Source organism: Acidovorax sp. SRI_002 (assembly GCF_057586455.1).
Genome location: NZ_JBYCZW010000002.1, coordinates 492,449 through 512,825 on the forward strand (window position 1 = coordinate 492,449; position 20,377 = coordinate 512,825).

Annotated in this window: 21 protein-coding genes and 3 tRNA genes; 10 read left to right on the forward strand and 14 right to left on the reverse strand. The window is 62.9% G+C overall.

The features are described 5' to 3' along the window. Positions 1-22 precede the first annotated feature (22 nt). The 4 genes from hrcA (at position 23) to greB (ending at position 2,085) form a co-directional block, all read left to right on the forward strand. Positions 23-1,027, forward strand: coding sequence for a heat-inducible transcriptional repressor HrcA (hrcA, locus tag AC2YJX_RS07225; RefSeq protein ID WP_055399047.1), 1,005 nt, complete (start codon positions 23-25; stop codon positions 1,025-1,027). Positions 1,028-1,078: 51 nt separating this feature from the next. Further along, positions 1,079-1,155 (forward strand) — tRNA-Ile (locus AC2YJX_RS07230). A gap of 208 nt (positions 1,156-1,363) precedes the next feature. Beyond that, positions 1,364-1,440, forward strand: a tRNA-Arg gene (locus AC2YJX_RS07235). Positions 1,441-1,518: 78 nt separating this feature from the next. Beyond that, positions 1,519-2,085 carry a transcription elongation factor GreB gene (greB, locus tag AC2YJX_RS07240; protein ID WP_487255639.1) on the forward strand — a complete coding sequence of 189 codons (567 nt, stop codon included), beginning with the start codon at positions 1,519-1,521 and terminating at the stop codon, positions 2,083-2,085. A 71-nt stretch (positions 2,086-2,156) separates the two neighbouring features. Here greB and AC2YJX_RS07245 read toward each other — a convergent pair whose 3' ends face one another. The 4 genes from AC2YJX_RS07245 to AC2YJX_RS07260 all read right to left on the reverse strand — a co-directional run bounded on the left by AC2YJX_RS07245 (position 2,157) and on the right by AC2YJX_RS07260 (position 6,331). Then, positions 2,157-4,439, reverse strand: a complete 2,283-nt coding sequence (locus AC2YJX_RS07245) for a RelA/SpoT family protein (RefSeq protein ID WP_055399042.1) — start codon at positions 4,437-4,439, stop codon at positions 2,157-2,159. Between the two features lie 96 nt (positions 4,440-4,535). Next, entirely contained in the window at positions 4,536-4,739 is a 204-nt protein-coding gene (gene rpoZ, locus AC2YJX_RS07250) for a DNA-directed RNA polymerase subunit omega (RefSeq protein ID WP_005794722.1), read from the reverse strand. A 17-nt stretch (positions 4,740-4,756) separates the two neighbouring features. Beyond that, complete coding sequence (gene gmk, locus AC2YJX_RS07255) at positions 4,757-5,377, reverse strand: guanylate kinase (protein WP_055399040.1); 621 nt, start codon at positions 5,375-5,377, stop codon at positions 4,757-4,759. A 36-nt stretch (positions 5,378-5,413) separates the two neighbouring features. Then, a complete protein-coding gene (locus tag AC2YJX_RS07260; RefSeq protein WP_121422508.1) occupies positions 5,414-6,331 on the reverse strand; it encodes a YicC/YloC family endoribonuclease in 918 nt (305 codons plus the stop codon). Positions 6,332-6,406: 75 nt separating this feature from the next. Here AC2YJX_RS07260 and AC2YJX_RS07265 point away from each other — a divergent pair, with 75 nt between their 5' ends. The 5 genes from AC2YJX_RS07265 to hemW all read left to right on the forward strand — a co-directional run bounded on the left by AC2YJX_RS07265 (position 6,407) and on the right by hemW (position 11,236). Continuing rightward, positions 6,407-7,423, forward strand: a complete 1,017-nt coding sequence (locus tag AC2YJX_RS07265) for a serine/threonine protein kinase (RefSeq protein ID WP_008905072.1) — start codon at positions 6,407-6,409, stop codon at positions 7,421-7,423. A 28-nt stretch (positions 7,424-7,451) separates the two neighbouring features. Next, the gene (locus AC2YJX_RS07270) at positions 7,452-8,354 is read left to right on the forward strand and encodes a PP2C family protein-serine/threonine phosphatase (RefSeq protein WP_431152021.1); all 903 of its coding nucleotides are present in this window, start codon (positions 7,452-7,454) and stop codon (positions 8,352-8,354) included. Positions 8,355-8,557: 203 nt separating this feature from the next. Further along, complete coding sequence (gene rph / locus AC2YJX_RS07275; RefSeq protein ID WP_436131664.1) at positions 8,558-9,292, forward strand: ribonuclease PH; 735 nt, start codon at positions 8,558-8,560, stop codon at positions 9,290-9,292. Positions 9,293-9,360: 68 nt separating this feature from the next. After that, positions 9,361-9,960: an RdgB/HAM1 family non-canonical purine NTP pyrophosphatase gene (rdgB, locus tag AC2YJX_RS07280; protein ID WP_182118292.1), complete on the forward strand. Its 600-nt coding sequence runs from the start codon at positions 9,361-9,363 to the stop codon at positions 9,958-9,960. A 16-nt stretch (positions 9,961-9,976) separates the two neighbouring features. Next, on the forward strand, positions 9,977-11,236 hold the full coding sequence (gene hemW, locus AC2YJX_RS07285) for a radical SAM family heme chaperone HemW (protein ID WP_487255640.1): 1,260 nt from the start codon (positions 9,977-9,979) through the stop codon (positions 11,234-11,236). Positions 11,237-11,316: 80 nt separating this feature from the next. On the opposite strand, the gene AC2YJX_RS07290 is transcribed toward hemW, so the two are convergent. Further along, entirely contained in the window at positions 11,317-11,646 is a 330-nt protein-coding gene (locus AC2YJX_RS07290; RefSeq protein ID WP_082437489.1) for an I78 family peptidase inhibitor, read from the reverse strand. A 317-nt stretch (positions 11,647-11,963) separates the two neighbouring features. On the opposite strand from AC2YJX_RS07290, the gene AC2YJX_RS07295 reads away from it, so the two are divergent. Continuing rightward, positions 11,964-13,715: a diguanylate cyclase domain-containing protein gene (locus tag AC2YJX_RS07295; protein WP_487255641.1), complete on the forward strand. Its 1,752-nt coding sequence runs from the start codon at positions 11,964-11,966 to the stop codon at positions 13,713-13,715. Positions 13,716-14,319: 604 nt separating this feature from the next. On the opposite strand, the gene AC2YJX_RS07300 is transcribed toward AC2YJX_RS07295, so the two are convergent. From AC2YJX_RS07300 to AC2YJX_RS07340, 9 genes are all read right to left on the reverse strand, one after another. After that, positions 14,320-14,407, reverse strand: a tRNA-Ser gene (locus AC2YJX_RS07300). A gap of 19 nt (positions 14,408-14,426) precedes the next feature. After that, entirely contained in the window at positions 14,427-15,104 is a 678-nt protein-coding gene (ureG, locus tag AC2YJX_RS07305) for an urease accessory protein UreG (RefSeq protein WP_228898687.1), read from the reverse strand. A 50-nt stretch (positions 15,105-15,154) separates the two neighbouring features. Then, the gene (locus AC2YJX_RS07310; RefSeq protein WP_228898686.1) at positions 15,155-15,865 is read right to left on the reverse strand and encodes an urease accessory protein UreF; all 711 of its coding nucleotides are present in this window, start codon (positions 15,863-15,865) and stop codon (positions 15,155-15,157) included. 11 nt (positions 15,866-15,876) lie between these two features. Next, entirely contained in the window at positions 15,877-16,542 is a 666-nt protein-coding gene (gene ureE / locus AC2YJX_RS07315; protein WP_487255642.1) for an urease accessory protein UreE, read from the reverse strand. 70 nt (positions 16,543-16,612) lie between these two features. Next, positions 16,613-17,101 (reverse strand): GNAT family N-acetyltransferase, encoded by a 489-nt coding sequence (locus AC2YJX_RS07320; protein ID WP_228898679.1) that lies wholly within the window; start codon positions 17,099-17,101, stop codon positions 16,613-16,615. A 12-nt stretch (positions 17,102-17,113) separates the two neighbouring features. Continuing rightward, entirely contained in the window at positions 17,114-18,832 is a 1,719-nt protein-coding gene (gene ureC / locus AC2YJX_RS07325; RefSeq protein ID WP_487255643.1) for an urease subunit alpha, read from the reverse strand. Between the two features lie 112 nt (positions 18,833-18,944). Further along, positions 18,945-19,250, reverse strand: a complete 306-nt coding sequence (locus AC2YJX_RS07330) for an urease subunit beta (protein WP_487255644.1) — start codon at positions 19,248-19,250, stop codon at positions 18,945-18,947. A 25-nt stretch (positions 19,251-19,275) separates the two neighbouring features. Next, positions 19,276-19,890, reverse strand: a complete 615-nt coding sequence (locus AC2YJX_RS07335; RefSeq protein WP_487255645.1) for a HupE/UreJ family protein — start codon at positions 19,888-19,890, stop codon at positions 19,276-19,278. A gap of 41 nt (positions 19,891-19,931) precedes the next feature. Then, positions 19,932-20,234, reverse strand: coding sequence for an urease subunit gamma (locus AC2YJX_RS07340; RefSeq protein WP_055399013.1), 303 nt, complete (start codon positions 20,232-20,234; stop codon positions 19,932-19,934). Between the last annotated feature and the right edge of the window lie 143 nt (positions 20,235-20,377).

The following is a 20,377-nucleotide window of genomic DNA, read 5'->3' on the forward strand; positions in this document are numbered from 1 at the left end:
ATTACATCATTAAAATCATTCCATGCTCGATGACCGTGCCAAGTTGTTGCTCAAAGCGCTGGTCGAGCGCTACATCGCCGATGGGCAGCCCGTCGGATCCCGCACGTTGTCGCGCGCGTCTGGGCTGGATTTATCTCCAGCCACTATCCGTAACGTCATGGCGGATCTGGAGGAGTTAGGGCTGATCGCGAGTCCCCACACCTCAGCCGGTCGCATTCCTACTGCACGAGGTTATCGGCTGTTTGTGGACACCATGCTGACAGTGCAGCGGGACCCTCTAACCCCTCCCCAGCTTGCGCCCGAACAGCCGCAAAAGGTGATCGCCAACGCTGCCCAGTTGCTATCCAATCTTTCGCAGTTCGTCGGTGTCGTTATGGCACCACGCAGAACATCGGTGTTCCGCCATATCGAGTTCTTGAGGCTGTCCGAGCGAAGATTTTTGGTCATCATCGTTTCGCCCGAGGGCGACGTTCAAAATCGCGTCATCTTCACGGACGTGGACTACTCCCAGTCGCAACTCATCGAGGCTTCCAACTTTCTGAACGCGCATTACGCGGGGCTTGCGATGGAGCAAGTGCGTGAGCGCCTGAAATCTGAGGTGGATGTGCTGCGCGGCGAGATCGCTTCGCTCATGCAGGCTGCGGTGAATGTGGGGTCTGAGGCTTTGTCCCAAGCGCAAGACGAGGTCGTGATTTCTGGTGAGCGCAACCTGCTGGCGGTCAGTGATTTCTCCAGCGACATGGGCAACTTGCGACGTGCCTTCGATCTGTTCGAACAGAAAACCCAGATTCTGCGGTTGCTGGATATCTCCAGCCAGGCCGAGGGAGTACGCATCTACATTGGCGGTGAAAGCCATGTCGTGCCTTTTGAAGAGCTGTCCATCGTCAGTGCTCCGTATGAGGTGGACGGCAAAGTGGTCGGGACGCTAGGCGTGATCGGCCCCACGCGCATGCCGTACGACCGGATGATTCAGATCGTGGACATCACATCAAAGCTGGTGTCCAACGCACTCAGCCATCGCAAGTAAAGCCCCTACAATACGGCGCTTGCCCCGTTGTATAGCGCTGGAGCATGGCTTGGGGCGTTAGCTCAGTTGGTTAGAGCAGAGGACTCATAATCCTTTGGTCGTTGGTTCAAGTCCAACACGCCCTACCACCCATTCATTCGAATGGGCGATCATCACGATCACGGCCAGTTTTCTTGTCGCAATGTGCGCCTTTCTTCTTTTGGAGTCGCTGGAGTGCATTACAATTGCGGCTTGCGTTGAGTTGAGCTTTTGCTGGTCAGGCCCATGCGGCATGGTTACAGTGAAAAAAGTTGATTTCAAGGGTTGCCAAGAAATCATGCTATAATTCGAAGCTTAGCGGCTGTAGCTCAGCTGGATAGAGTACTTGGCTACGAACCAAGGGGTCGTGGGTTCGATTCCTGCCAGCCGCACCAATGTTTAAAGCCTGCAATCGCAAGATTGCAGGCTTTTTCATTTGTCAAAGCGTTTCTCGCTGACGGGGGAGATCTTCCATGAGCAAGGCCTTTACCAAAGAAACCGATGCTTCCGATGAGGATGAATTGGTGTTGCCTGCGTTGCCTGCGGGCGGCAAGAACTACATCACTCCGGCAGGATACGCGCGCCTGCGTGATGAGTTGCTGGACCTGATTGACAACGAGCGGCCCAAAGTGGTCGAAGCCGTGCACTGGGCTGCCAGCAACGGAGATCGGTCTGAAAATGGCGACTATCTCTACGGCAAGAAACGTTTGCGAGAGATTGATCGGCGCATCCGCTTTCTCACCAAGCGGCTCGAGATTGCCGAAGTGGTGGATCCCAGCCTGCATGCGGGCAGCAATCAGGTGTTTTTCGGCTCCACAGTCACGTACATCGATGACGAAGGTATAAAGCGCACGATCACCATCATGGGCATCGATGAGGCAGACAGCCGGGAATCGCAGGTGAGCTGGATCTCGCCGGTGGCGCGTGCGCTCTTGAAGGCCCATGTGGGTGACGAGGTGCTGCTGCCTACGCCAGGAGGCGTGCGAAGCCTTGAAGTGGTGGCAGTGCAGTATCCGCAGCGCGCCGCGCATGCGGACTGAGCGGGGTCCGCAGCGCCGCTTTGCGCCAAGCCCAGCATGGGTTGATGGCGCCGCTCAGCGCTGTGAAGTGCTTACGTGGCCTGCGGGGTGATGCGTGCAGCGCGAATGACGGCCTGGGTGCGCCGCAAGTTGCGCAGTGCGGTTTCGAGGTGGGTCTGATCTCGCACCGCCACAATGAAGCGCAAGTCCGTGGTGTCGAGGGCCGCCTCGTCATCCATGTCCACATGGGTGATGTCAGCTTCTGAATTGGCCAGTTCAGCGGCCACGCGGGCGAGCACACCTTTGCCGTTGGTGACAGTCACCACGACCCCGGTTTCGAACATGCGCGTGGGCTCGTCCGACCAGTCCACCGCAATGAAGCGCTCGCTGTCCTTGTGCTGCAGCCGCTTGGCCACCGTGCAGTGGGCGTTGTGAACCACCAGGCCCTCGCCACGGCCCAGATAGCCCACGATGCTGTCGCCAGGTACTGGGCGGCAACAGGATGCGTACTGCACCGAGGCATTTTCGCTGCCATCCAGAGTTACCGCTCCTTGCGAAAGCGTCTCGTGGGATGTGTAGCGCTCCCGTGTCATGAGCAGCGCATCAGGACGATGGCCGTGTTCGGACATCAGCACCATGAGTCGCTTGGCCACGATGCTGGCGATGCGCTTGCCCAGGCCCAGGTCCGTCATCAGTTCGCTGCGGGTGCGGTTTCCTGTAAAGCGCAGCAGTTTGTCCCACATCGGTTGGGTCTCTGCGTCCTGGGGAGGGAGCTGCTCCAGGCCTTCCGCCCGGATGGCCTGGGTCAGCAGTTTCTCGCCCAGGCCTTCCGATTCGGTCTGTGCCAGCGTTTTCAGGTAGTGCCGGATCTTGGAGCGTGCGCGGCCCGTGCGCACAAAACCCAGCCACGCCGGGTTGGGCGTGGATACCGGGGCTGTGATGATCTCCACCACATCGCCATTCTTGAGTTCGGTGCGCAGGGGCACTTGCTCATTGTTGATTTTTGCCGCCGTGGTGCGGTCGCCAACGTTGCTGTGGATGGCGTAGGCAAAGTCCACCACGGTAGCTCCGCGAGGCAGGGCCATGATCTGGCTCTTGGGGGTGAAAACGTAGACAGCGTCCGGGAACAGGTCCACCTTGACATGGTCCCAGAACTCGGCGGCATCGCGGGTCTCGTTCTGGATGTCCAGCAGGGACTGCAGCCACTTGGTCCCTAGTCGCTCGGCCGATGTGCCATCGCCGTCCTGCGCCTTGTACAACCAGTGAGCGGCCACACCAGCCTCGGCGATGACATGCATCTCGTCCGTACGCATCTGGAATTCGATGTTCACGCCGGAAGGGCCCACCAAGGTGGTGTGCAGGGATTGGTAGCCATTGAGCTTGGCGATGGCGATGTGGTCCTTGAACTTGCCAGGAACCGGCTTGTACATCTGGTGGAGCACGCCCAGGGCGGTGTAGCAGTCTGTCACCGTGGGTACGATCACCCTGAATCCGTAAATATCGGTGACCTGGGCAAAACTCAGGTGCTTGAGGTCCATCTTCTGGTAGATGGCATACAGCGTTTTCTCGCGGCCGGCAAGGCGGACCTTCATACCGATCTTGGAGAAGGCGGTGTCCACCTCGGCCTGAACCTTTTGCACCAGATCGCGCCTGCGGTTGCGTGATTTGTTGACTGCCTTGGATAGCGTGGCGTAGCGCCATGGGTGCAGGTGCCGAAAGGCCAGATCCTGCAATTCCCGGTAAGTCTGGTTAAGGCCCAGGCGGTGGGCAATGGGTGCATAGATCTCCAGCGTCTCCGAGGAGATGCGGCCCCATTTGCTGCGCGGCATGTCCGACAGCGTGCGCATGTTGTGCGTGCGGTCCGCCAGCTTGATGAGGATGACGCGCACGTCGCGCGCCATGGCCAGCAGCATCTTGCGGAAAGACTCGGCCTGGTTCTCTTCGCGGGTGTTGAACTGCAGCTTGTCGAGCTTGGTCAGCCCATCTACCAGTTCAGCCACGGGGGCGCCAAAGCGGTCTATCAGGTCTGCTTTGGTGACGCCACAGTCTTCCATGGCATCGTGCAGCAGTGCGGCCATCAGCGCCTGGGCGTCCAATTTCCAGGTGGCGCACTGTGCAGCCACGGCAATGGGGTGCGTGATGTAGGGCTCACCGCTGTTGCGCAACTGACCCAGGTGGGCCTCGTCAGCGAAGCGATAGGCTTGGCGCACCTGTTCGATGCTGGTCGCGTCCAGGTAGTCGAGGCTGTCTGTCAGCGCAGCAAAGCTGGCCGCAGCCGCATTGGCTGCCGCTGCGGCTGCCGACAAAGTTCCCGCCGTTGGTACTTCGCCGGGGCGGGCTTGCGTTGCAGAAGGTGAGTTGAGCACCGCGTTCATGCCTTAAATGTAGCGCGAGAGCGCATCAGGAGACTTTGGGGCAAAAAAAAGCACCGCTGTCGCGGTGCTCTTTGCGGGCTGCGCCCAGGAAGAAGCTCAACCAGGAACCTTCTTGAGCATTTCCAGGCCAACCTTGCCTTCTGCGATTTCGCGCAGGGCGGTCACGGCAGGCTTGTTGCGGCTTTCGATGCGGGGGGCGTGGCCCTGGCTCAGCATGCGGGCACGGTACGTGGCGGCCAACACGAGCTGGAAGCGGTTGGGGATCTTTTCCAGACAGTCTTCTACGGTGATGCGTGCCATCGTTTTACTCCGGGGATTCAGGTGATATTGAGCGACTGGAAGGTGTCAGCACGGGCGCGGCGCTGGGCGGCGTACTTGAGTCGCTGGGCGTGAACTACGGCTTTCAGGTCGAAAAGCGCGCGCTCAAACAACTCATTGATTATAACGAAGTCAAATTTGCTCACCTGGGCCATCTCGGTAGCCGCGTTCTTGAGACGGACTTCGATGACATCGGGGGAGTCTTCGCCCCGTCGTTCCAGGCGCGAACGCAGTTCTTCCCAGCTGGGGGGCAGGATGAACACGAGGATGGCATTCGCGAAGGCTTCCTTGATCTGCAGCGCGCCCTGAAAGTCGATTTCCAGGATCACGTCCGAGCCTTGTGCAATGCGCTCCTCGATCGCCTTCTTGGAGGTGCCATAGCGGTTGCCATGTACATGCGCCCATTCCACGAAGGCGTTGCCTTCCACCATGGCATCAAACTCGGATTGCGACGCAAAGTAGTAGTCGCGGCCATGTTTTTCTTGCCCGCGCGGAGCGCGGGTGGTGTGGGAGATCGACAGGTGGACGTGGGAGTCCAGTTCCAGCAAGGCCTTGACCAGGCTGGATTTGCCTGCGCCGCTGGGGGCTGCAACTACGATGAGATTTCCGGGATAGTCCATAGTTGATGTGCGCGAAGCGCTATCAAAAAATGAGTGTTATTCGATGTTCTGTACTTGCTCACGCATCTGCTCTATCAGCACTTTCATGTCCACGCTGATGCGGGTCAGGTCAAGAGCGGCAGATTTGGAGCCCAGCGTATTGGCCTCGCGGTGGAGTTCCTGGATCAGGAAGTCCAGGCGCTTGCCCACCTCGCCGCCCTTCTTGAGCAGGCGTTCGATCTCGTCCAGGTGGGAGTCCAGCCGGGTGATTTCCTCCGCCACATCAATGCGGATGGCAAACGCCGTGGCTTCGGTCAGCGCGCGGTCGCGGGCGGCCTCGGGCAGGGTGGCACCGTCGGTCAGCGCCATGGCTTCCTTCCAGCGCTCCATGAAGCGCAGTCGCTGTTGCTCGACCAGCAGCGGCACCATGGGGACGGCCTGTTCGGCCAGGGCGCGCAATTGCTTGACCCGGTCCAGCAGCATGGTGGCCAGGCGCTTGCCCTCCCGTTCGCGGGCGGCCATCAGGGCGGTCAGGGCTTCTTCGGCCAAAGCAGGAACGGCATCGCTCCAGTCTTCAGAGCCCGATGGGGCGTTGGCGCACAGGCGCAGGGCGTCGGCTACCGTGAGGGGCGCCGCGGTCGGCAGCCATGCCTTGACGGAATCTTGCAAAGAATTGAGCCGTTGCAGCAGCCGCGCGGGCGGGTCTTGCAGGGTGTTGCTGTCCTCGTTTTCCAGGGCGGCGCGGACTTCAACCTTGCCGCGCTTGAGGCGGGCGGTCAGCAGGCTGCGCAGCGCGGGCTCCATGGCACGCAGTTCATCGGGGAGGCGGAACGAAAGGTCTAGGAAGCGGCTGTTGACCGAGCGGATTTCCAGCCCCAGTCTGCGTGATTGGGGCGCGCGGGTGTCGTTTTCAGCGCCAGTGGCAGATGCGCCATGCTGTGCGCTGGCGTATCCGGTCATGCTGTAAACTGGCATTGGACTTTTTGATGGTTGCTTGCGATCCGGCGATTATCCGGGTTCCGCTCCACCCCCGAGTCATCTTCGCAAAATATGTCAAAAATCAAGCCGGCTCCTTTGCCGCCCGATACCGCAATTGGCGGCTACCGCGTGGTGCGCCGGTTGTCTTCTGGCGGCTTTGGTGTGGTCTATCTGGCCCTGGATGCCGAAGGGCAACAGGTCGCCATCAAGGAATACCTTCCTTCGTCGCTGGCCACGCGTGCACCGGGCGAGCTGCTGCCCAAGGTGCAGTCCGAAAAACTCTCGCTCTACCGCCTGGGGCTCAAGAGCTTCTTTGAAGAAGGCCGGGCGCTGGCCCAGATCTCGCACGCCTCTGTGGTGAGCGTGCTCAACTTCTTCCGCGAGAACGAAACCGTCTACATGGTGATGAACTACCTGGAGGGTGCGACCCTGCAGGACTTCATCATCACCGCGCGCGACCTGAAAACACAGAAGGTCTTCCGCGAATCCACCATCCGCTCGCTGTTCGACGAGGTGCTGCGCGGGCTGCGCATCGTGCACCAGCACAAGATGCTGCATCTTGATATCAAGCCGGCCAACATCTTCATCACCGACGACAACAAGGCCGTGATGATCGACTTTGGCGCTGCGCGTGAAGTGCTGTCCAAAGAGGGCAATTTCATCCGCCCGATGTACACGCCCGGCTTTGCCGCTCCCGAGATGTACCGGCGCGATTCGTCCATGGGCCCCTGGACCGATATTTACGCGATTGGTGCCTGCATCTACGCCTGCATGCAAGGCTTTCCGCCCAACGAGGCGCCCCAGCGCATCGAAAAGGACCGCCTCTCGCTGGCCTTGACCAAGCTGCGTGGCGTGTACTCCGACAACCTCATCGAGGTGGTGGAATGGTGCATGGCGCTCGATCCGCTGTCGCGCCCGCAGTCGGTGTTTGCGCTGCAAAAGGAACTGAGCCGCGAGGGCGAGCGCCGCTACACCAAACTGACGGTGGCCGAGAAGATGCGCCTGCAGCTCGACACCCTGGTGTCCGACACCAAGAAGAATGTGCAAAAGGTGGGTGAAGCCACCGGTATCGGAGCCAAACCCAAATGAACCCGAAGCCCTCTTTGCGTGAGTCGCTATGAAATTCTCGGTTTTCCAGATCAGCCGCCGTGGTGGCCGCGAGAAGAACGAAGACCGCATGGGCTATTGCTACACGCGCGAATCGGGCCTGTTTGTGTTGGCCGACGGCATGGGTGGCCACCCGGAAGGCGAAGTGGCTGCACAGATTGCACTGCAGACCATCTCGGCTTTGTTCCAGCGCCAAGCCAAGCCGCAGCTCAAGGATGTGCAGGAGTTTCTGTCGGGCGCGCTGCTGGCGGCGCACCACCAGATCCTGCGCTACGCCACCGACAAGGGCATGCTCGACACGCCGCGCACCACGCTGGTGGCAGCGGTTTTGCAGGGCGGCACGGCCACTTGGGTGCATTGTGGCGATTCGCGGCTGTACATGGTGCGCGACGGTGATTTGCTCACACGCACCCGCGACCATTCCTACATGGAGCTGCGCAACTCCCCACCGCCGGGCCTGGAGCGCATCAACCGCAACGTGCTGTTCACCTGCCTGGGCTCGCCCACCAAGCCCATCTATGACATCACCGGCCCGGTTTACCTGGAGCAGGGCGACCGCATTTTGCTGTGTTCGGATGGGCTGTGGGGCACCCTCAGCGACGAGGAGATTTCCACCCAACTCGGCCGCAACACCGTGTCGCATGCTGTGCCCGAGCTGGTGGAAGACGCACTGCGCAAGGCGGGGGACAGCAGCGACAACGTGACCGTGATCGCTCTGGAGTGGGAGACGCCCGACGCGTTCGAATCCACCCAGGGCGTCTCGACCGACAGTATCAGCGACGACGTATTTGCGTCCACTATCCAGGCAGGGCCACTCGATGGCCTGGTGGATGACCTGGACGATGCCGCCATCGAGCGGTCCATCGCCGAAATCAACGAAGCCATTCGCCGCTCGGCCGCACGGAAAGCATGACACCCCCCTGAGTCGCTGCGCGTCTTCCCCCTTCTCTCGAATCGCTGTGCGATTCGGGAAAAGGGACACTGCCAGTGCACGCAAGGGAGACGCAGCTACGCAGCCTGGGCGGCCCTCGCACGGCGATCGCTGGCCTCGGCCGCGCGTTTCGGGCGAGCCTTTGGTCATGCATGAGGCACGCCCATTTTTCTACTGAAAATTCTATGACCACCTTCACCCGCACCGGCGACCGAGCCGCCCACCAGCTGCGCCCCGTGCGCATCACCCGCCGCTACACCATGCATGCCGAAGGTTCGGTGCTGATCGAGTTCGGCAACACCAAAGTGCTTTGCACCGCTTCGGTGGAAGAGCGCGTGCCGCCCCACAAGCGCGGCAGCGGCGAGGGCTGGGTCACGGCCGAATACGGCATGCTGCCGCGTGCCACCCACAGCCGCAGCGACCGCGAGGCCGCGCGCGGCAAGCAGACCGGCCGCACGCAAGAGATCCAGCGCCTCATCGGTCGCAGCCTGCGCGCGGTGTTTGACCTCAAGCTGCTGGGCGAGCGCACCATCCAGCTCGATTGCGACGTGATCCAGGCCGATGGCGGAACCCGCACCGCCGCCATTACCGGCGCCTGGGTCGCGGCGCAGGATGCGGTTAACCAGCTGCTGGCCAGCGGCAAGATCACGCAGTCCCCCCTGGTGCAGCCCGTGGCCGCCATCTCGGTCGGCATCGTGCAGGGCACGCCGCTGCTGGACCTGGAATATGTGGAAGACGTGGACTGCGACACCGACATGAACGTCGTGATGACGGGCGCAGGCCACTTTGTGGAAGTGCAGGGCACGGCCGAAGGCGTGGCGTTTACCCGGACGGAGATGGACCAGCTGCTCGCGCTGGCCGAAAAAGGCATCGCAGAGCTGGTGCAGTTGCAGCAGCGGGCGCTGCTGCAAACCCCGTAACCCGTTGATACTCACTAATTGATAGCTACTTGCGCTTGCTGGATAAGCGCTAGATGCCAATTTGAATCATGAAAATCGTTCTAGCATCCAACAACCGTGGCAAGCTGGCCGAGCTGCAGTCCATGTTCGCGCCACTCGGGGTCGAGCTGGTTCGCCAGGCCGACTTGGGCGTGGGTGAGGCCGAAGAGCCATTTCGCACCTTTGTGGAGAATGCCTTGGCCAAAGCCCGCTTTGCCTCGGCCCACACCGGCCTGCCCGCCTTGGCGGATGACGCCGGTATGTGTGTGGATGCCTTTGGCGGCCTGCCGGGCGTCGATACCGCCTACTACTGCACCCAGTTTGGCTACGAGAAAAGCGACGACAACAATGTGCGCGCCCTGCTGGAGCAGCTGCAGGGCGTCGCCAACCGCCGCGCCGCCATGGTCAGCACCCTGGTTGCCGTGCGCAGCCCGCAAGACCCTGAGCCGCTGATTGCCGTGGGCCGGGTGGTGGGCGAGATCACCACCGAACCCCGGGGCAGCAACGGATTTGGTTTTGACCCTGTGATGTTTATCCCCGAATTCGGCAAGACCTTTGCCGAGCTGCCTGTGGAAGTGAAGAACGCCCACAGCCACCGGGGCCGCTCGGCCGCGCAGATGCTGGCGCTGATGCGCGAACGCTGGCTGTAGAAGGGACGACAAGAACGTGGCCCACATCCCGATCACGCCGCAGGCTGAGGCCGAACCCGCCGTGGTGCGCGACATCCAGCACTACATGCGCCCCGGCCTGCTGCAGCTGCCCAGCCTGCCGCCCCTGTCGCTGTATGTGCACCTGCCGTGGTGCCTCAAGAAATGCCCGTACTGCGACTTCAACTCGCATGAGTACCGCGAAGGTGGCCGCGATGCGGCGGGCAATGCAGGGGTGCCCGAGCAGCGCTACATCGACGCGCTGATGGCCGACCTGGAGGCCGCGCTGCCGCTCATCTGGGGCCGCACGGTGCACAGCATCTTTATCGGTGGGGGCACGCCCAGCCTGTTTTCACCAGCCGCCATTGACCGGCTGATCGGCGACATCCGCGCCCGCCTGCTCCTTGCGCCCGACTGCGAGATCACCTTGGAGGCCAACCCCGGCACGTTCGAGAAAGACCGCTTCCGCGCCTTCCGCTCTGCGGGCGTCACGCGCCTGTCGGTGGGGGTGCAAAGCTTCAACGACCAGCACCTCAAGGCCCTGGGCCGCGTGCATGACCGCAGCCAGGCCTTGGCGGCGGTGGAAGAGGCTGCCGCGTCGTTTGACACCTACAACCTCGACATCATGTACGCGTTGCCGGGCCAGACGCCGCAAGAGCTGGAGCAGGACATGTTGACGGCATTGGCCTTCAAACCGCCGCACATCTCCATCTACCACCTCACCATCGAGCCCAACACCTACTTCGCCAAGTTTCCGCCGGCCATCCCCGAGGACGACCAGGCCTACGCCATGCTCGACCGCATCACCGAGATGACGGGCCAGGTGGGCATGGCGCGCTACGAAATATCGGCCTACGCGCAGCCCGGCCACCAGTGTTTCCACAACACCAACTACTGGCAGTTTGGTGACTACCTGGGCATTGGCGCGGGCGCACACAGCAAACTCAGTTTTGCGCACCGCGTGGTGCGCCAGGTGCGCTTTCGCGACCCAGGCCGCTACATGGACAACGCCCTGGCCGGCAGGGCTGTGGCGCAGGATGAAGACGTGCGCCGGGCCGAACTTCCGTTTGAATACATGCTCAACGCCCTGCGCCTGCGCGGTGGTTTTGCGCTGCAGGATTTCATGGATCGCACGGGTTTGCCGCTGACCACCATCGCCAAGGGGTTGAAGGCGGCCGAAAGCAAAGGTTTGATCGAGCGCGACCTGACCCATGTTCGCCCGACAGAGCGGGGCTTTGATTTTCTGAGCGACCTGCAGGAGCTGTTCCTGGCGGACTGACCGGGGCTACCGCCGATGCCGTGGCGCCGCCGCACCTGCCTATGGTTGGCGCTGTGTGCAGCGCACCGTCCCCCGCGTGGTCAGCCGCAGCGCACCGCCACAATGCGGCCGTTGGCATCCACCTCCAGATTGAGCCGCTGGGCATTGAATTCCTTGGTGATGATCTGGCCGGGGCGCAGGACGCGGGCCATTTGTGCGCCCGACCGCACCCGGGCCAGTTCCACCACCGATGCCGTGCTGTTCTGCCCCACCGCCGACTGGGCCGGCTGGGCGTTGCACAGGCCGCCTGGCGCGGGCTCTGCCGGCGCCGGGCTGCCAGAGGGGGCCGGGGGCTGGCCTTGGCTGGCGCAACCCGTCATCAGCGCCGCAACCACCAGGCTGCCAGAGATGCCAAAAGGGATTTTCGTCATGGGTGAGGCTCCAGAAAACAAGACCCTCACCATACCGGAAGCCCTGTGAGCGCGGGTGTCCACGCGTAACACGGGGGGAGGGCGGTTGTCCCTCCAGCTGGTTGGATGACTTGATGAGGGTCAAGAAAATGTTGACTGAATGCGACAGGCAGTGCGCCTCCCTTGCACGAAGGGTGCCCGGCGATGGTTTGCCGTAAGGCCCTGTCCGCACAATGGACTGTTGGTGGTCTGCGCCCCGCACTGGGTAGGCAGAACACCGGGGCCAGTGTGGAGCGCACGGGCTTCTGGCAACCGAGTTTGTGCATCCCCGAACCACCATGTCCGACGATCCCATCTTCAGCCTCATCCACTCTCTCGGCGACACCCTGGATGGTCTGGACGTCGCCTTGTGCGCGTTTGACGAAAACGATTGCACGCTCGCATGGAACCGTACGTTCTTCAAGTTCTTCCCGGAGCATGAGGGGCATGTCTACGTGGGCGAGCCCTACCACGCCAATCTGCGGCGCTTTTACACCGAGCGGCTGGATGCGCAGGAGCTGCCCAATATCGACCGCTACATCGCGGCAGGCGTGGAGCGGCACCGTGCACAGACGCGCCCCTACAGCTTTGAGCACCGGGGCCTGCGGGTCCACGTATCGTCGTTGCCGATCGCCGGGGTGGGGCGCGTGCGGGTCTGGCGTGCAGAGGCGGTGCAAAGTCCACAAGAACAGGAAAAGCTGGACAAGGTGGGCGATGCCAGCATCCACGAGCCCGGCTATCCGCGCAGCCCCATGGTGGAAAGTACAGAGCTTTTTGACCGCATTCCCGATGGCTTGATGATCTGTGGGGAGGACCAGCGCATTCAATGGGTCAACGAGCCGTTCATGCAGATGTACAGCCTTGTTGATCGCGCCGCTGCAACGGGCCTGAGCTTTGAGGACATTTACCGGGGGGCCTGGGCTGCGGATGGGCCGGGTGACATGGCGCCCTTTTATGAGGGGCTCACCATCCTGCACGAACACATGCGATTTGCAGGCGCACCGTTTGAGGTGCCCTTGCCCCGCAACCGCTGGAGCCGCGTGATCGCCAAGCAGGGTTTGGACGGGACCGTGTTCTATGCACATGTGGATATCACCGAGTTCAAGCGCCAGCAGCGTCGGCTTGCCCAGGCCGAGCGCAGTGCCCGCGACAGCGAGGCGCAACTGCGTGAGAAGTCCATCCTGCTGGAAGCCACGTTGGAAAACATGGACCAGGGCGTGGCCAAGATCAGTGCCACGGGCATTGTGGAGCTGTGCAATCGCCGCGCGCTAGAGCTGCTGGATTTGCCCGTCGAACTGATGGCCTCCAAGCCCTCGCTGGTGAATGTACTGGCCTACCTGCGCGCACGGGGCGAGTTTGACGGGGCCTCGCAAGAGATCCAAGACATGCTGCTGAACAGTGACGGCGGGGTCGATCAGCAGCAGGTCTATGACCGCCCCCGGCCCGACGGGCGCATCCTGGAGGTCCAGACCGTGCCCATCAAAGGTGGAGGTGCGCTGCGCACCTTCACCGACGTGACCCAGCGCAAACAGGCCGAGCACCGCATACGGCATGTTGCCGAACACGATGGACTCACGGGGTTGCTGAACCGCTCGGCCTTCCTGCAAACCCTTCAGGCGGCGGTGCCCGATGCGCGGCGCCAGGGCCAGGGCTTTGCCGTGTTGTATGTGGACCTGGACGGCTTCAAGCCCATCAACGACCGCTTCGGACATGCCGTGGGCGACCAATTGCTGGCGTGGGTGGCCCGGCAGCTCGCCCAGGCGGCGCGCGAAAACGACGTGGTGGCGCGGCTCGGGGGCGACGAATTTGCCCTGCTGCAGCGTGGCGTCTCTGACCGCGACAGCGCTCTCCGGCTGGGCGAGCGCCTGGTGCAGGCCATTGCCCAGCCGACGGAGATTGAATCGCATTTCATCCAGATCGGAGCCTCTGTAGGCATCGTGATGTCGTCCGCCGACGCCACGAACGCCGAAGAGCTGCTGCGCAAGGCCGATTCCGCGATGTACCTGGCGAAAGCCTCTGGGCGCGGTTGTGTGCGGATTTATGGTGCGTGACCGCCCAGCGTGCACGCGCCGGGTCAGCGGGCTTGGAAGACGTCCTTCAGAAAGTCGAAGATGTCCTACACACCTCGGTCACGGGGCGGCCTACTATTTGTCCGTCGATACCCCGTCGACATCCCTCCCGCTTGCACAAGCAAGTGTTCAGCCCGCACCCAGCGGGCTTTTTTTTGCCCGTTTCCCGTCCTGCCAGTGCCTGCACCGCTAACCGCAAGACATGGGGCTTGTCGTGAATGAGCAGGTGAATACTGGGTTCTTTGACCCCATCCTCTGCACGTTGCGCTAGGGGGCTGCATCATTCACAGCCAAGTGGGGTGTCATCGTGGGGCCACCGCTTTTGATTACAAAACCAGAATGATTCTGTACAAGCCCGGGGCGCAATTCATCTACAAGGGCCGACGTGTCAGCGTGGACTACGTCATCATCCGAAGAACGGGCCTGTGGGTCCGATTGGCCGGCAGTGAGGAGGTGTGCCGACCAGAAGATCTGACACCCATTTCGCCCCATGCTTCTGGCTTGCCCGAAGGCCGCCACTGACGGCGGGTAGGGTGGTGGGGCACAAAGCACAACGGGCCGTGAAGGCCCGTTGTGTTGGATGTTTTGGCGGAGACTGTGAGATTCGAACTCACGGACGGTTGCCCGTCGGCAGTTTTCAAGACTGCTGGTTTAAACCACTCACCCAAGTCTCCGGGAGGGAAGGCGCGAATTCTAGCTGACTGCGGGTGCTGATTTTTTCAGCATGCCCCGGGTCTCGATGAACTTCACCACATCGGCCACGCCTGCCAGGGTTTTGAGATTGGTCATCACAAACGGCTTGAGGCCCTGGGCGTTGGTGCGCATGCGGGTGGTGTCGGCGTGCATCACGTCCAGGTTGGCGCCCACGTGGGGGGCCAAGTCGGTCTTGTTGATGATGAACAGATCGCTCTTGGTGATGCCGGGGCCGCCCTTGCGGGGAATTTTTTCGCCAGCGGCCACGTCGATCACGTAGATGGTGAGGTCCGAGAGCTCGGGGCTGAAGGTGGCGGCCAGGTTGTCCCCGCCACTTTCCACAAACACGATGTCGGCGTTGGGAAACTCGCCCAACATGCGGTCGATGGCTTCGAGGTTGATGGAGCAGTCTTCGCGGATGGCGGTGTGGGGGCAGCCGCCGGTTTCCACACCCAGGATGCGTTCGGCGGGCAGGGCACCGCTCACTGTCAGCAGGCGTTGGTCTTCCTTGGTGTAGATGTCGTTGGTGATGGCGATGAGGTCGTATTCATCGCGCATGGTCTTGCACAGCATTTCCAGCAGCGTGGTCTTGCCGGAGCCCACGGGGCCGCCGATGCCGACGCGCAGCGGGGGCAGGTTTTTGGTGCGGTTCGGGATGTGGTGCAGTGTGTTGGTCATGGCGTAATTTACTATCAAATCAATAGCTGCTAGCGCAGGATTCGCAAGCGCTAGGAGCGAAAAAGTCTTGAATATTGCACTTCGTGCTGGGCGCTCAGGATGGCCAGCATCGGCGAGAAGGCCTGGCGCTCGCTATCCATCAGGCCTATGGCGTGGTCGGCGGCGGCAGGTATGGCATCGGCCAGTTTTGCGAGGATGCGCTGGCCCGCGCTTTGGCCCAGCTGCATGGATTTGAGGGCGGCCTGCACCATGTTTTCGGCCCAGCCGAAGGCGTAGGCCAGCAGAACATCGCGCACGGGCGCCTGGGTGGTGGAGGCGGCCAGTGCAAATGCCACGGGGTATGTGGGGGGCAGGGCGGCCAGGTGGCGGATGGCGGGCAGGGACTCTTCGTTACCCTGGTGCTGGTTGCGCAGCCAGTCGGTCATCGACCGGCCCATCTGCTCGGTCTGCAGGCGCAGTTCGCTCGTTTCGCGGGTGTGTAGCACCCAGTCGTTGAGTTCCCGCACGTGCGCCCAGTCGGCGCGGCGCCAGGCGCCTGCTGCTTTGGCGATGAGGGCCATGTCGCCGCGCGCCTGCGTGATGTGCAACTGGTCCAGCAGCCAGTCGCCCACGGCGGTTTCGCTGGCGAGGCCCGCGTTTTCAATGGCGCTTTCCAGCCCTTCGGAATACGAGAACCCGCCCACGGGCAGCGCGGGGGAAGCGAGCCACATCAGCTGCAGGAAGCTGGCGGCGGGCAGGCGCGCGGGGCGGTCCAGGCGCATGGAGCGGGGAGTCAGTGGTCGTGGTTGCAGTGGGGGCCGTGCACATGCCCCTGGGCCACCACGGGGATGGATACGGTGCGCCCGGGGCCTGGGGCTGCGGTGTTTGCTGCTGCGTGGCTGTGATCATGGCTGTGATCGTGATCGTGATCGTGATCGTGATCGTGATCGTGCCCATGGTCATGTCCGTGGTCATGCCCACCATGGTGGTGCCCGCCACCGTGTCCCGCCGCATAGGCCCCGCCTTCGGGTTCAAAGGGCAAGTTCTGCTCAGTCACGATCAGGTGCATCGCGCGCAGCATGTCGGCCAGCACGTGGTCGGGTTCGATCTTGAGGTGGTCGGGCTGCAGCTCGATGGGCACGTGCCGGTTGCCCAGGTGGTAGGCGGCGCGGGTCAGGTCGAAGGGGGTGCCGTGCTGTGTGCTGTGCGTGATGACCAGCACGGGCTGCGGTGCGGCGATGACGCGGACCATGGAGCCGTCTTCGGCCACCAGCACGTCACCGCCGCGCACCAGCGTGCCGCGCGGCAGGAAGATGCCCAGTTCGCGCCCGGCGGAGTCGGTGGCGGCAAAGCGGCTTTTCTGGCGCACGTCCCAGTCCAGCTCGATGGTGGTGGCGCGCTTGACCAGTATGGGCGCAAGGCCCTTGCCTTGGGGGATGAGTTTGGAGGCTTGGATCATGGAGATTCTTTGTTGCAGCGGGCAAACGTGCATTGTGTGCCAGGGGCTCAACCCTGGGCAGCGCGTTTGTTTACAGCGTACGGGTCATGAAGAAGCTGTAAGGGTCGAGGCAGTAGCCGGCAAAAGGGCCGCATTCGACGAAGCCGTTCTGCAGGTAGAGCTGCCGCGCGGGTTCGAAGAACGGTTGCGTGCCGGTCTCCAGGCTCACGCGGGCAAAGCCGCGTGCACGGGCCTCTTGCAGCAAATGGTTCAGGAGCTGGCGCGCAATGCCCCGGCCGCGATGGCGGGTGCTGGTGCGCATGGATTTGAGTTCAGCGTGGCCGGCATCGAGCCGCTTGAGCGCGCCCGTGCCCACCAGCATGTCGCCATCCACTCCGGTCAGCCAGGCAGACCAGAACGCGATGTTCGGCTGACGCAGCTGGTCCATGTCCAGCGCGTGCACGCTTTCAGGCGGTGAAACGGCACGCATGTCCACCAGGTGCTCTTGCATGAAGGCTTCAATGCGCGGGTCGCTCAGGTCGTCCAGGCGGATCATCAGGTCTTGCAATACGGCGCTCATGGGACGTGGGCCTCAGAACAAAAAGTAGCGCTGCGCCATGGGCAGTACGGTGGCGGGCTCGCAAGTGAGCAGCTGCCCATCTGCGCGTACCGAATAAGTCTGCGCGTCGATTTCCATCTTGGGCGTGTAGCTGTTGTGCACCATGTGCTGCTTGCGCACGCTGCGGATGTTGCGCACCGCGCTCAGCGTTTTGCGCAGGCCGAAGCGCTCACCGATGCCCGCCGCCAAACCTGCCTGCGAGACAAAGGTGAGGGAGGTCTTGGCAATCGCTCCGCCAAACGCGCCAAACATCGGCCGGTAGTGCACGGGCTGGGGCGTGGGGATGGAGGCGTTCGGGTCACCCATCGCCGCCATGGCGATCAGGCCGCCCTTCAGGATCAGCGCGGGCTTCACGCCGAAGAATGCGGGCTTCCAGATGACGATGTCGGCCCATTTGCCCACTTCGAGCGAACCCACTTCATGGCTGATGCCGTGGGCGATGGCGGGGTTGATGGTGTACTTGGCCACGTAGCGCTTGATGCGCGTGTTGTCGTTGCGGGCGCTGTCGCCTTGCAGGCTGCCGCGCTGCACCTTCATCTTGTGCGCGGTCTGCCAGGTGCGCAGGATGACCTCGCCCACGCGGCCCATGGCCTGGCTGTCGCTGCTCATCATGCTGATGGCGCCCAGGTCGTGCAGGATGTCCTCGGCCGCGATGGTCTCCTTGCGGATGCGGCTCTCGGCAAAGGCCAGGTCTTCGGCAATGCTGGCATCGAGGTGGTGGCACACCATGAGCATGTCCACATGCTCGTCCAGCGTGTTGTGCGTGTACGGCATGGTGGGGTTGGTGGAGCTGGGCAGGAAGTTGTCCTCGCCCACTACGCGCAGGATGTCGGGGGCATGGCCGCCGCCCGCGCCTTCGGTATGAAAGGCGCAGATGCCGCGCCCACCCACGGCGGCAATGGTGTTCTCCACAAAGCCCGATTCGTTGAGCGTGTCGCTGTGGATGGCCACCTGCGTGTCGGTTTCTTCGGCCACGTCCAGGCAGTTGCTGATGGCCGAGGGCGTAGTGCCCCAGTCTTCGTGCAGCTTGAGGCCGATGGCGCCCGCGTTGATCTGCTCGTGCAGCGCATCGGGCAGGCTGGCATTGCCTTTGCCGAGGAAGCCGAGGTTCATGGGGAAGGCGTCGGCGGCCTGCAGCATGCGCTCCATGTTGAAGGGGCCCGACGTGCAGGTGGTGGCCAGCGTGCCCGTGGCGGGGCCGGTGCCGCCGCCCAGCATGGTGGTCACGCCGCTGGCCAGGGCCTCTTCGATCTGCTGCGGGCAGATGAAGTGGATGTGGCTGTCGATGCCGCCTGCAGTGACGATGTTGCCCTCGCAGCTGATGACCTCGGTGCCGGGGCCGATGATGATGTCCACGCCGGGCTGGGTGTCGGGGTTGCCGGCCTTGCCGATGGATGCGATGCGGCCTGCGCGCAAGCCGATGTCGGCCTTGAAGATGCCGGTGTGGTCCACCACGAGGGCATTGGTCAGCACCGTGTCCACCGCGCCCTGGGCGTTGCTGCGCTGGCTTTGTGCCATGCCGTCGCGAATGGTCTTGCCGCCGCCAAACTTCACCTCTTCGCCGTAGCTGCCTGCGCGCAGCGTGTGATCGGCTTCGACTTCGAGAATGAGTTCGGTGTCGGCCAGGCGCACGCGGTCGCCCACGGTGGGGCCAAACATTTCGGCGTAGGCGCGTCGTCCAATGGTTGCCATGGTGGGGTGCTCCGCTTTCCGGTGGGCGATAAATACTATTGTTTTAATAGCTGCTAGCGCTTATCCATAAAGCGCTAGAGGCCAATTTGGCTCAAATCTTGGCGGTTCAGTGCTAGAGCGCACCTTGCGTGAGGCCCTGAAAGCCGAACACGCGGCGGTCGCCGGCGTAATCCACCAGCTCCACGGTGCGCTCCTGGCCGGGCTCAAAGCGCACGGCGGTACCCGACGCAATGTGCAGCCGCATGCCGCGCGCAGCCGCGCGGTCAAAGCCCAGCGCATTGTTGGTCTCGGCAAAGTGGTAGTGCGAGCCCACCTGGATCGGGCGGTCGCCGGTGTTGCGTACCACCAGCGTGAGGGTGCGGCGGCCGGTGTTGAGCGGGTGTTCACCGGGTTCGGTGAAGAGTTCGCCTGGGATCATTGCGTGCTCCTGGTGGGTCAACGGGTCAGGCCATTTGCGCGAGCAGCGCACCACCGAACACCGCCACGCCCGCACCTGCGGCGCGCGCCAGCCACACATGGCGGTGGCGCAGTGCCCACCCCGCCGCGAGACCCGTGCCATGCAGCAGCACGGTGGCGGTCAGCATGCCCGCAAGGGTTTGCCAGGCGCTGTCGCTGCCTGCCAGTTCGTGGCCATGGGCCACGCCGTGGAAGACAGCGAACACGCCCACACCCAGCGCCGCCACCAGTCCGGGCACGCGCAGGCGCGACACGACGAGCAGGCCTGTGACCAGCAGCGACGCAGCAATCATCGGCTCCACAGCAGGCAGCGCCACACCCTGCAGGCCCAGCACGGCGCCCACCAGCAGCATGGCCGCAAAGCCCACGGGGCCCCATAGCAGTTCGCGCCCGGCGCTGCGCGCGGCCAGGGCGCTCCACAGGCCCACGGCCACCATGGCGGCCAGGTGGTCCAGGCCGAACAGGGGGTGGGCAAGGCCGCTGAAGAAACTGTTGTGGATGTGGGATTCAGCGCCTGTATGGGCGTTGGCGCACGTGCTGATTGCGCTGGCAGCTATGAAAAGGAGAGCGGCTGTGTGGCGGTGTGAGAGTGCGATGCGCATGGGGGCTCCACAGAAAGAACGAGGGACAGAGAGAAAGGGGGTCAGACGATCGGTTGATGGACGGTGACCAGCTTGGTGCCGTCGGGGAAGGTGGCCTCGACCTGGATGTCAGGAATCATCTCGGCGATGCCGTCCATCACGTCCGCGCGGGTGAGCACGGTGCGGCCCTCGCTCATCAATTGCGCCACGGTCTTGCCGTCGCGCGCGCCTTCCATCACAGCGGCGCTGATCAGGGCCATGGCCTCGGGGTAGTTGAGCTTCAGGCCCCGGGCCTTGCGGCGCTCGGCCAGCAGGGCGGCGGTAAAGATCAGCAGCTTGTCTTTCTCACGAGGGGTCAGTTCCATGTCGTTCTGCTCAATGTAAGGAGGGGTGGGCTCGTGTGGCGGGTTGTCCAGGCCGGACACACGGGGCAATCGTCATCGATGGCCGTGCGGTCCGAAGGGCAGCGGATTCATCATAGGCAGCAAGCCCCGTGCCCGCCATACGC

Bases quoted from the DNA above. Each gene is read 5' to 3' on its own strand.
- AC2YJX_RS07270 (WP_431152021.1), top strand. From the start codon at position 7,452: ATGAAATTCTCGGTTTTCCAGATCAGCCGCCGTGGTGGCCGCGAGAAG.
- AC2YJX_RS07335 (WP_487255645.1), bottom strand. From the start codon at position 19,890: ATGCGCATCGCACTCTCACACCGCCACACAGCCGCTCTCCTTTTCATA.
- ureC (WP_487255643.1), bottom strand. From the start codon at position 18,832: ATGGCAACCATTGGACGACGCGCCTACGCCGAAATGTTTGGCCCCACC.
- rph (WP_436131664.1), top strand. From the start codon at position 8,558: ATGACCACCTTCACCCGCACCGGCGACCGAGCCGCCCACCAGCTGCGC.
- rpoZ (WP_005794722.1), bottom strand. From the start codon at position 4,739: ATGGCACGCATCACCGTAGAAGACTGTCTGGAAAAGATCCCCAACCGC.
- AC2YJX_RS07310 (WP_228898686.1), bottom strand. From the start codon at position 15,865: ATGCGCCTGGACCGCCCCGCGCGCCTGCCCGCCGCCAGCTTCCTGCAG.
- rdgB (WP_182118292.1), top strand. From the start codon at position 9,361: ATGAAAATCGTTCTAGCATCCAACAACCGTGGCAAGCTGGCCGAGCTG.
- ureE (WP_487255642.1), bottom strand. From the start codon at position 16,542: ATGATCCAAGCCTCCAAACTCATCCCCCAAGGCAAGGGCCTTGCGCCC.
- AC2YJX_RS07290 (WP_082437489.1), bottom strand. From the start codon at position 11,646: ATGACGAAAATCCCTTTTGGCATCTCTGGCAGCCTGGTGGTTGCGGCG.
- ureG (WP_228898687.1), bottom strand. From the start codon at position 15,104: ATGACCAACACACTGCACCACATCCCGAACCGCACCAAAAACCTGCCC.
- gmk (WP_055399040.1), bottom strand. From the start codon at position 5,377: ATGGACTATCCCGGAAATCTCATCGTAGTTGCAGCCCCCAGCGGCGCA.
- greB (WP_487255639.1), top strand. From the start codon at position 1,519: ATGAGCAAGGCCTTTACCAAAGAAACCGATGCTTCCGATGAGGATGAA.
- AC2YJX_RS07320 (WP_228898679.1), bottom strand. From the start codon at position 17,101: ATGAGCGCCGTATTGCAAGACCTGATGATCCGCCTGGACGACCTGAGC.
- AC2YJX_RS07330 (WP_487255644.1), bottom strand. From the start codon at position 19,250: ATGATCCCAGGCGAACTCTTCACCGAACCCGGTGAACACCCGCTCAAC.
- AC2YJX_RS07260 (WP_121422508.1), bottom strand. From the start codon at position 6,331: ATGCCAGTTTACAGCATGACCGGATACGCCAGCGCACAGCATGGCGCA.
- AC2YJX_RS07245 (WP_055399042.1), bottom strand. From the start codon at position 4,439: ATGAACGCGGTGCTCAACTCACCTTCTGCAACGCAAGCCCGCCCCGGC.
- hrcA (WP_055399047.1), top strand. From the start codon at position 23: ATGCTCGATGACCGTGCCAAGTTGTTGCTCAAAGCGCTGGTCGAGCGC.
- AC2YJX_RS07340 (WP_055399013.1), bottom strand. From the start codon at position 20,234: ATGGAACTGACCCCTCGTGAGAAAGACAAGCTGCTGATCTTTACCGCC.
- AC2YJX_RS07295 (WP_487255641.1), top strand. From the start codon at position 11,964: ATGTCCGACGATCCCATCTTCAGCCTCATCCACTCTCTCGGCGACACC.
- AC2YJX_RS07265 (WP_008905072.1), top strand. From the start codon at position 6,407: ATGTCAAAAATCAAGCCGGCTCCTTTGCCGCCCGATACCGCAATTGGC.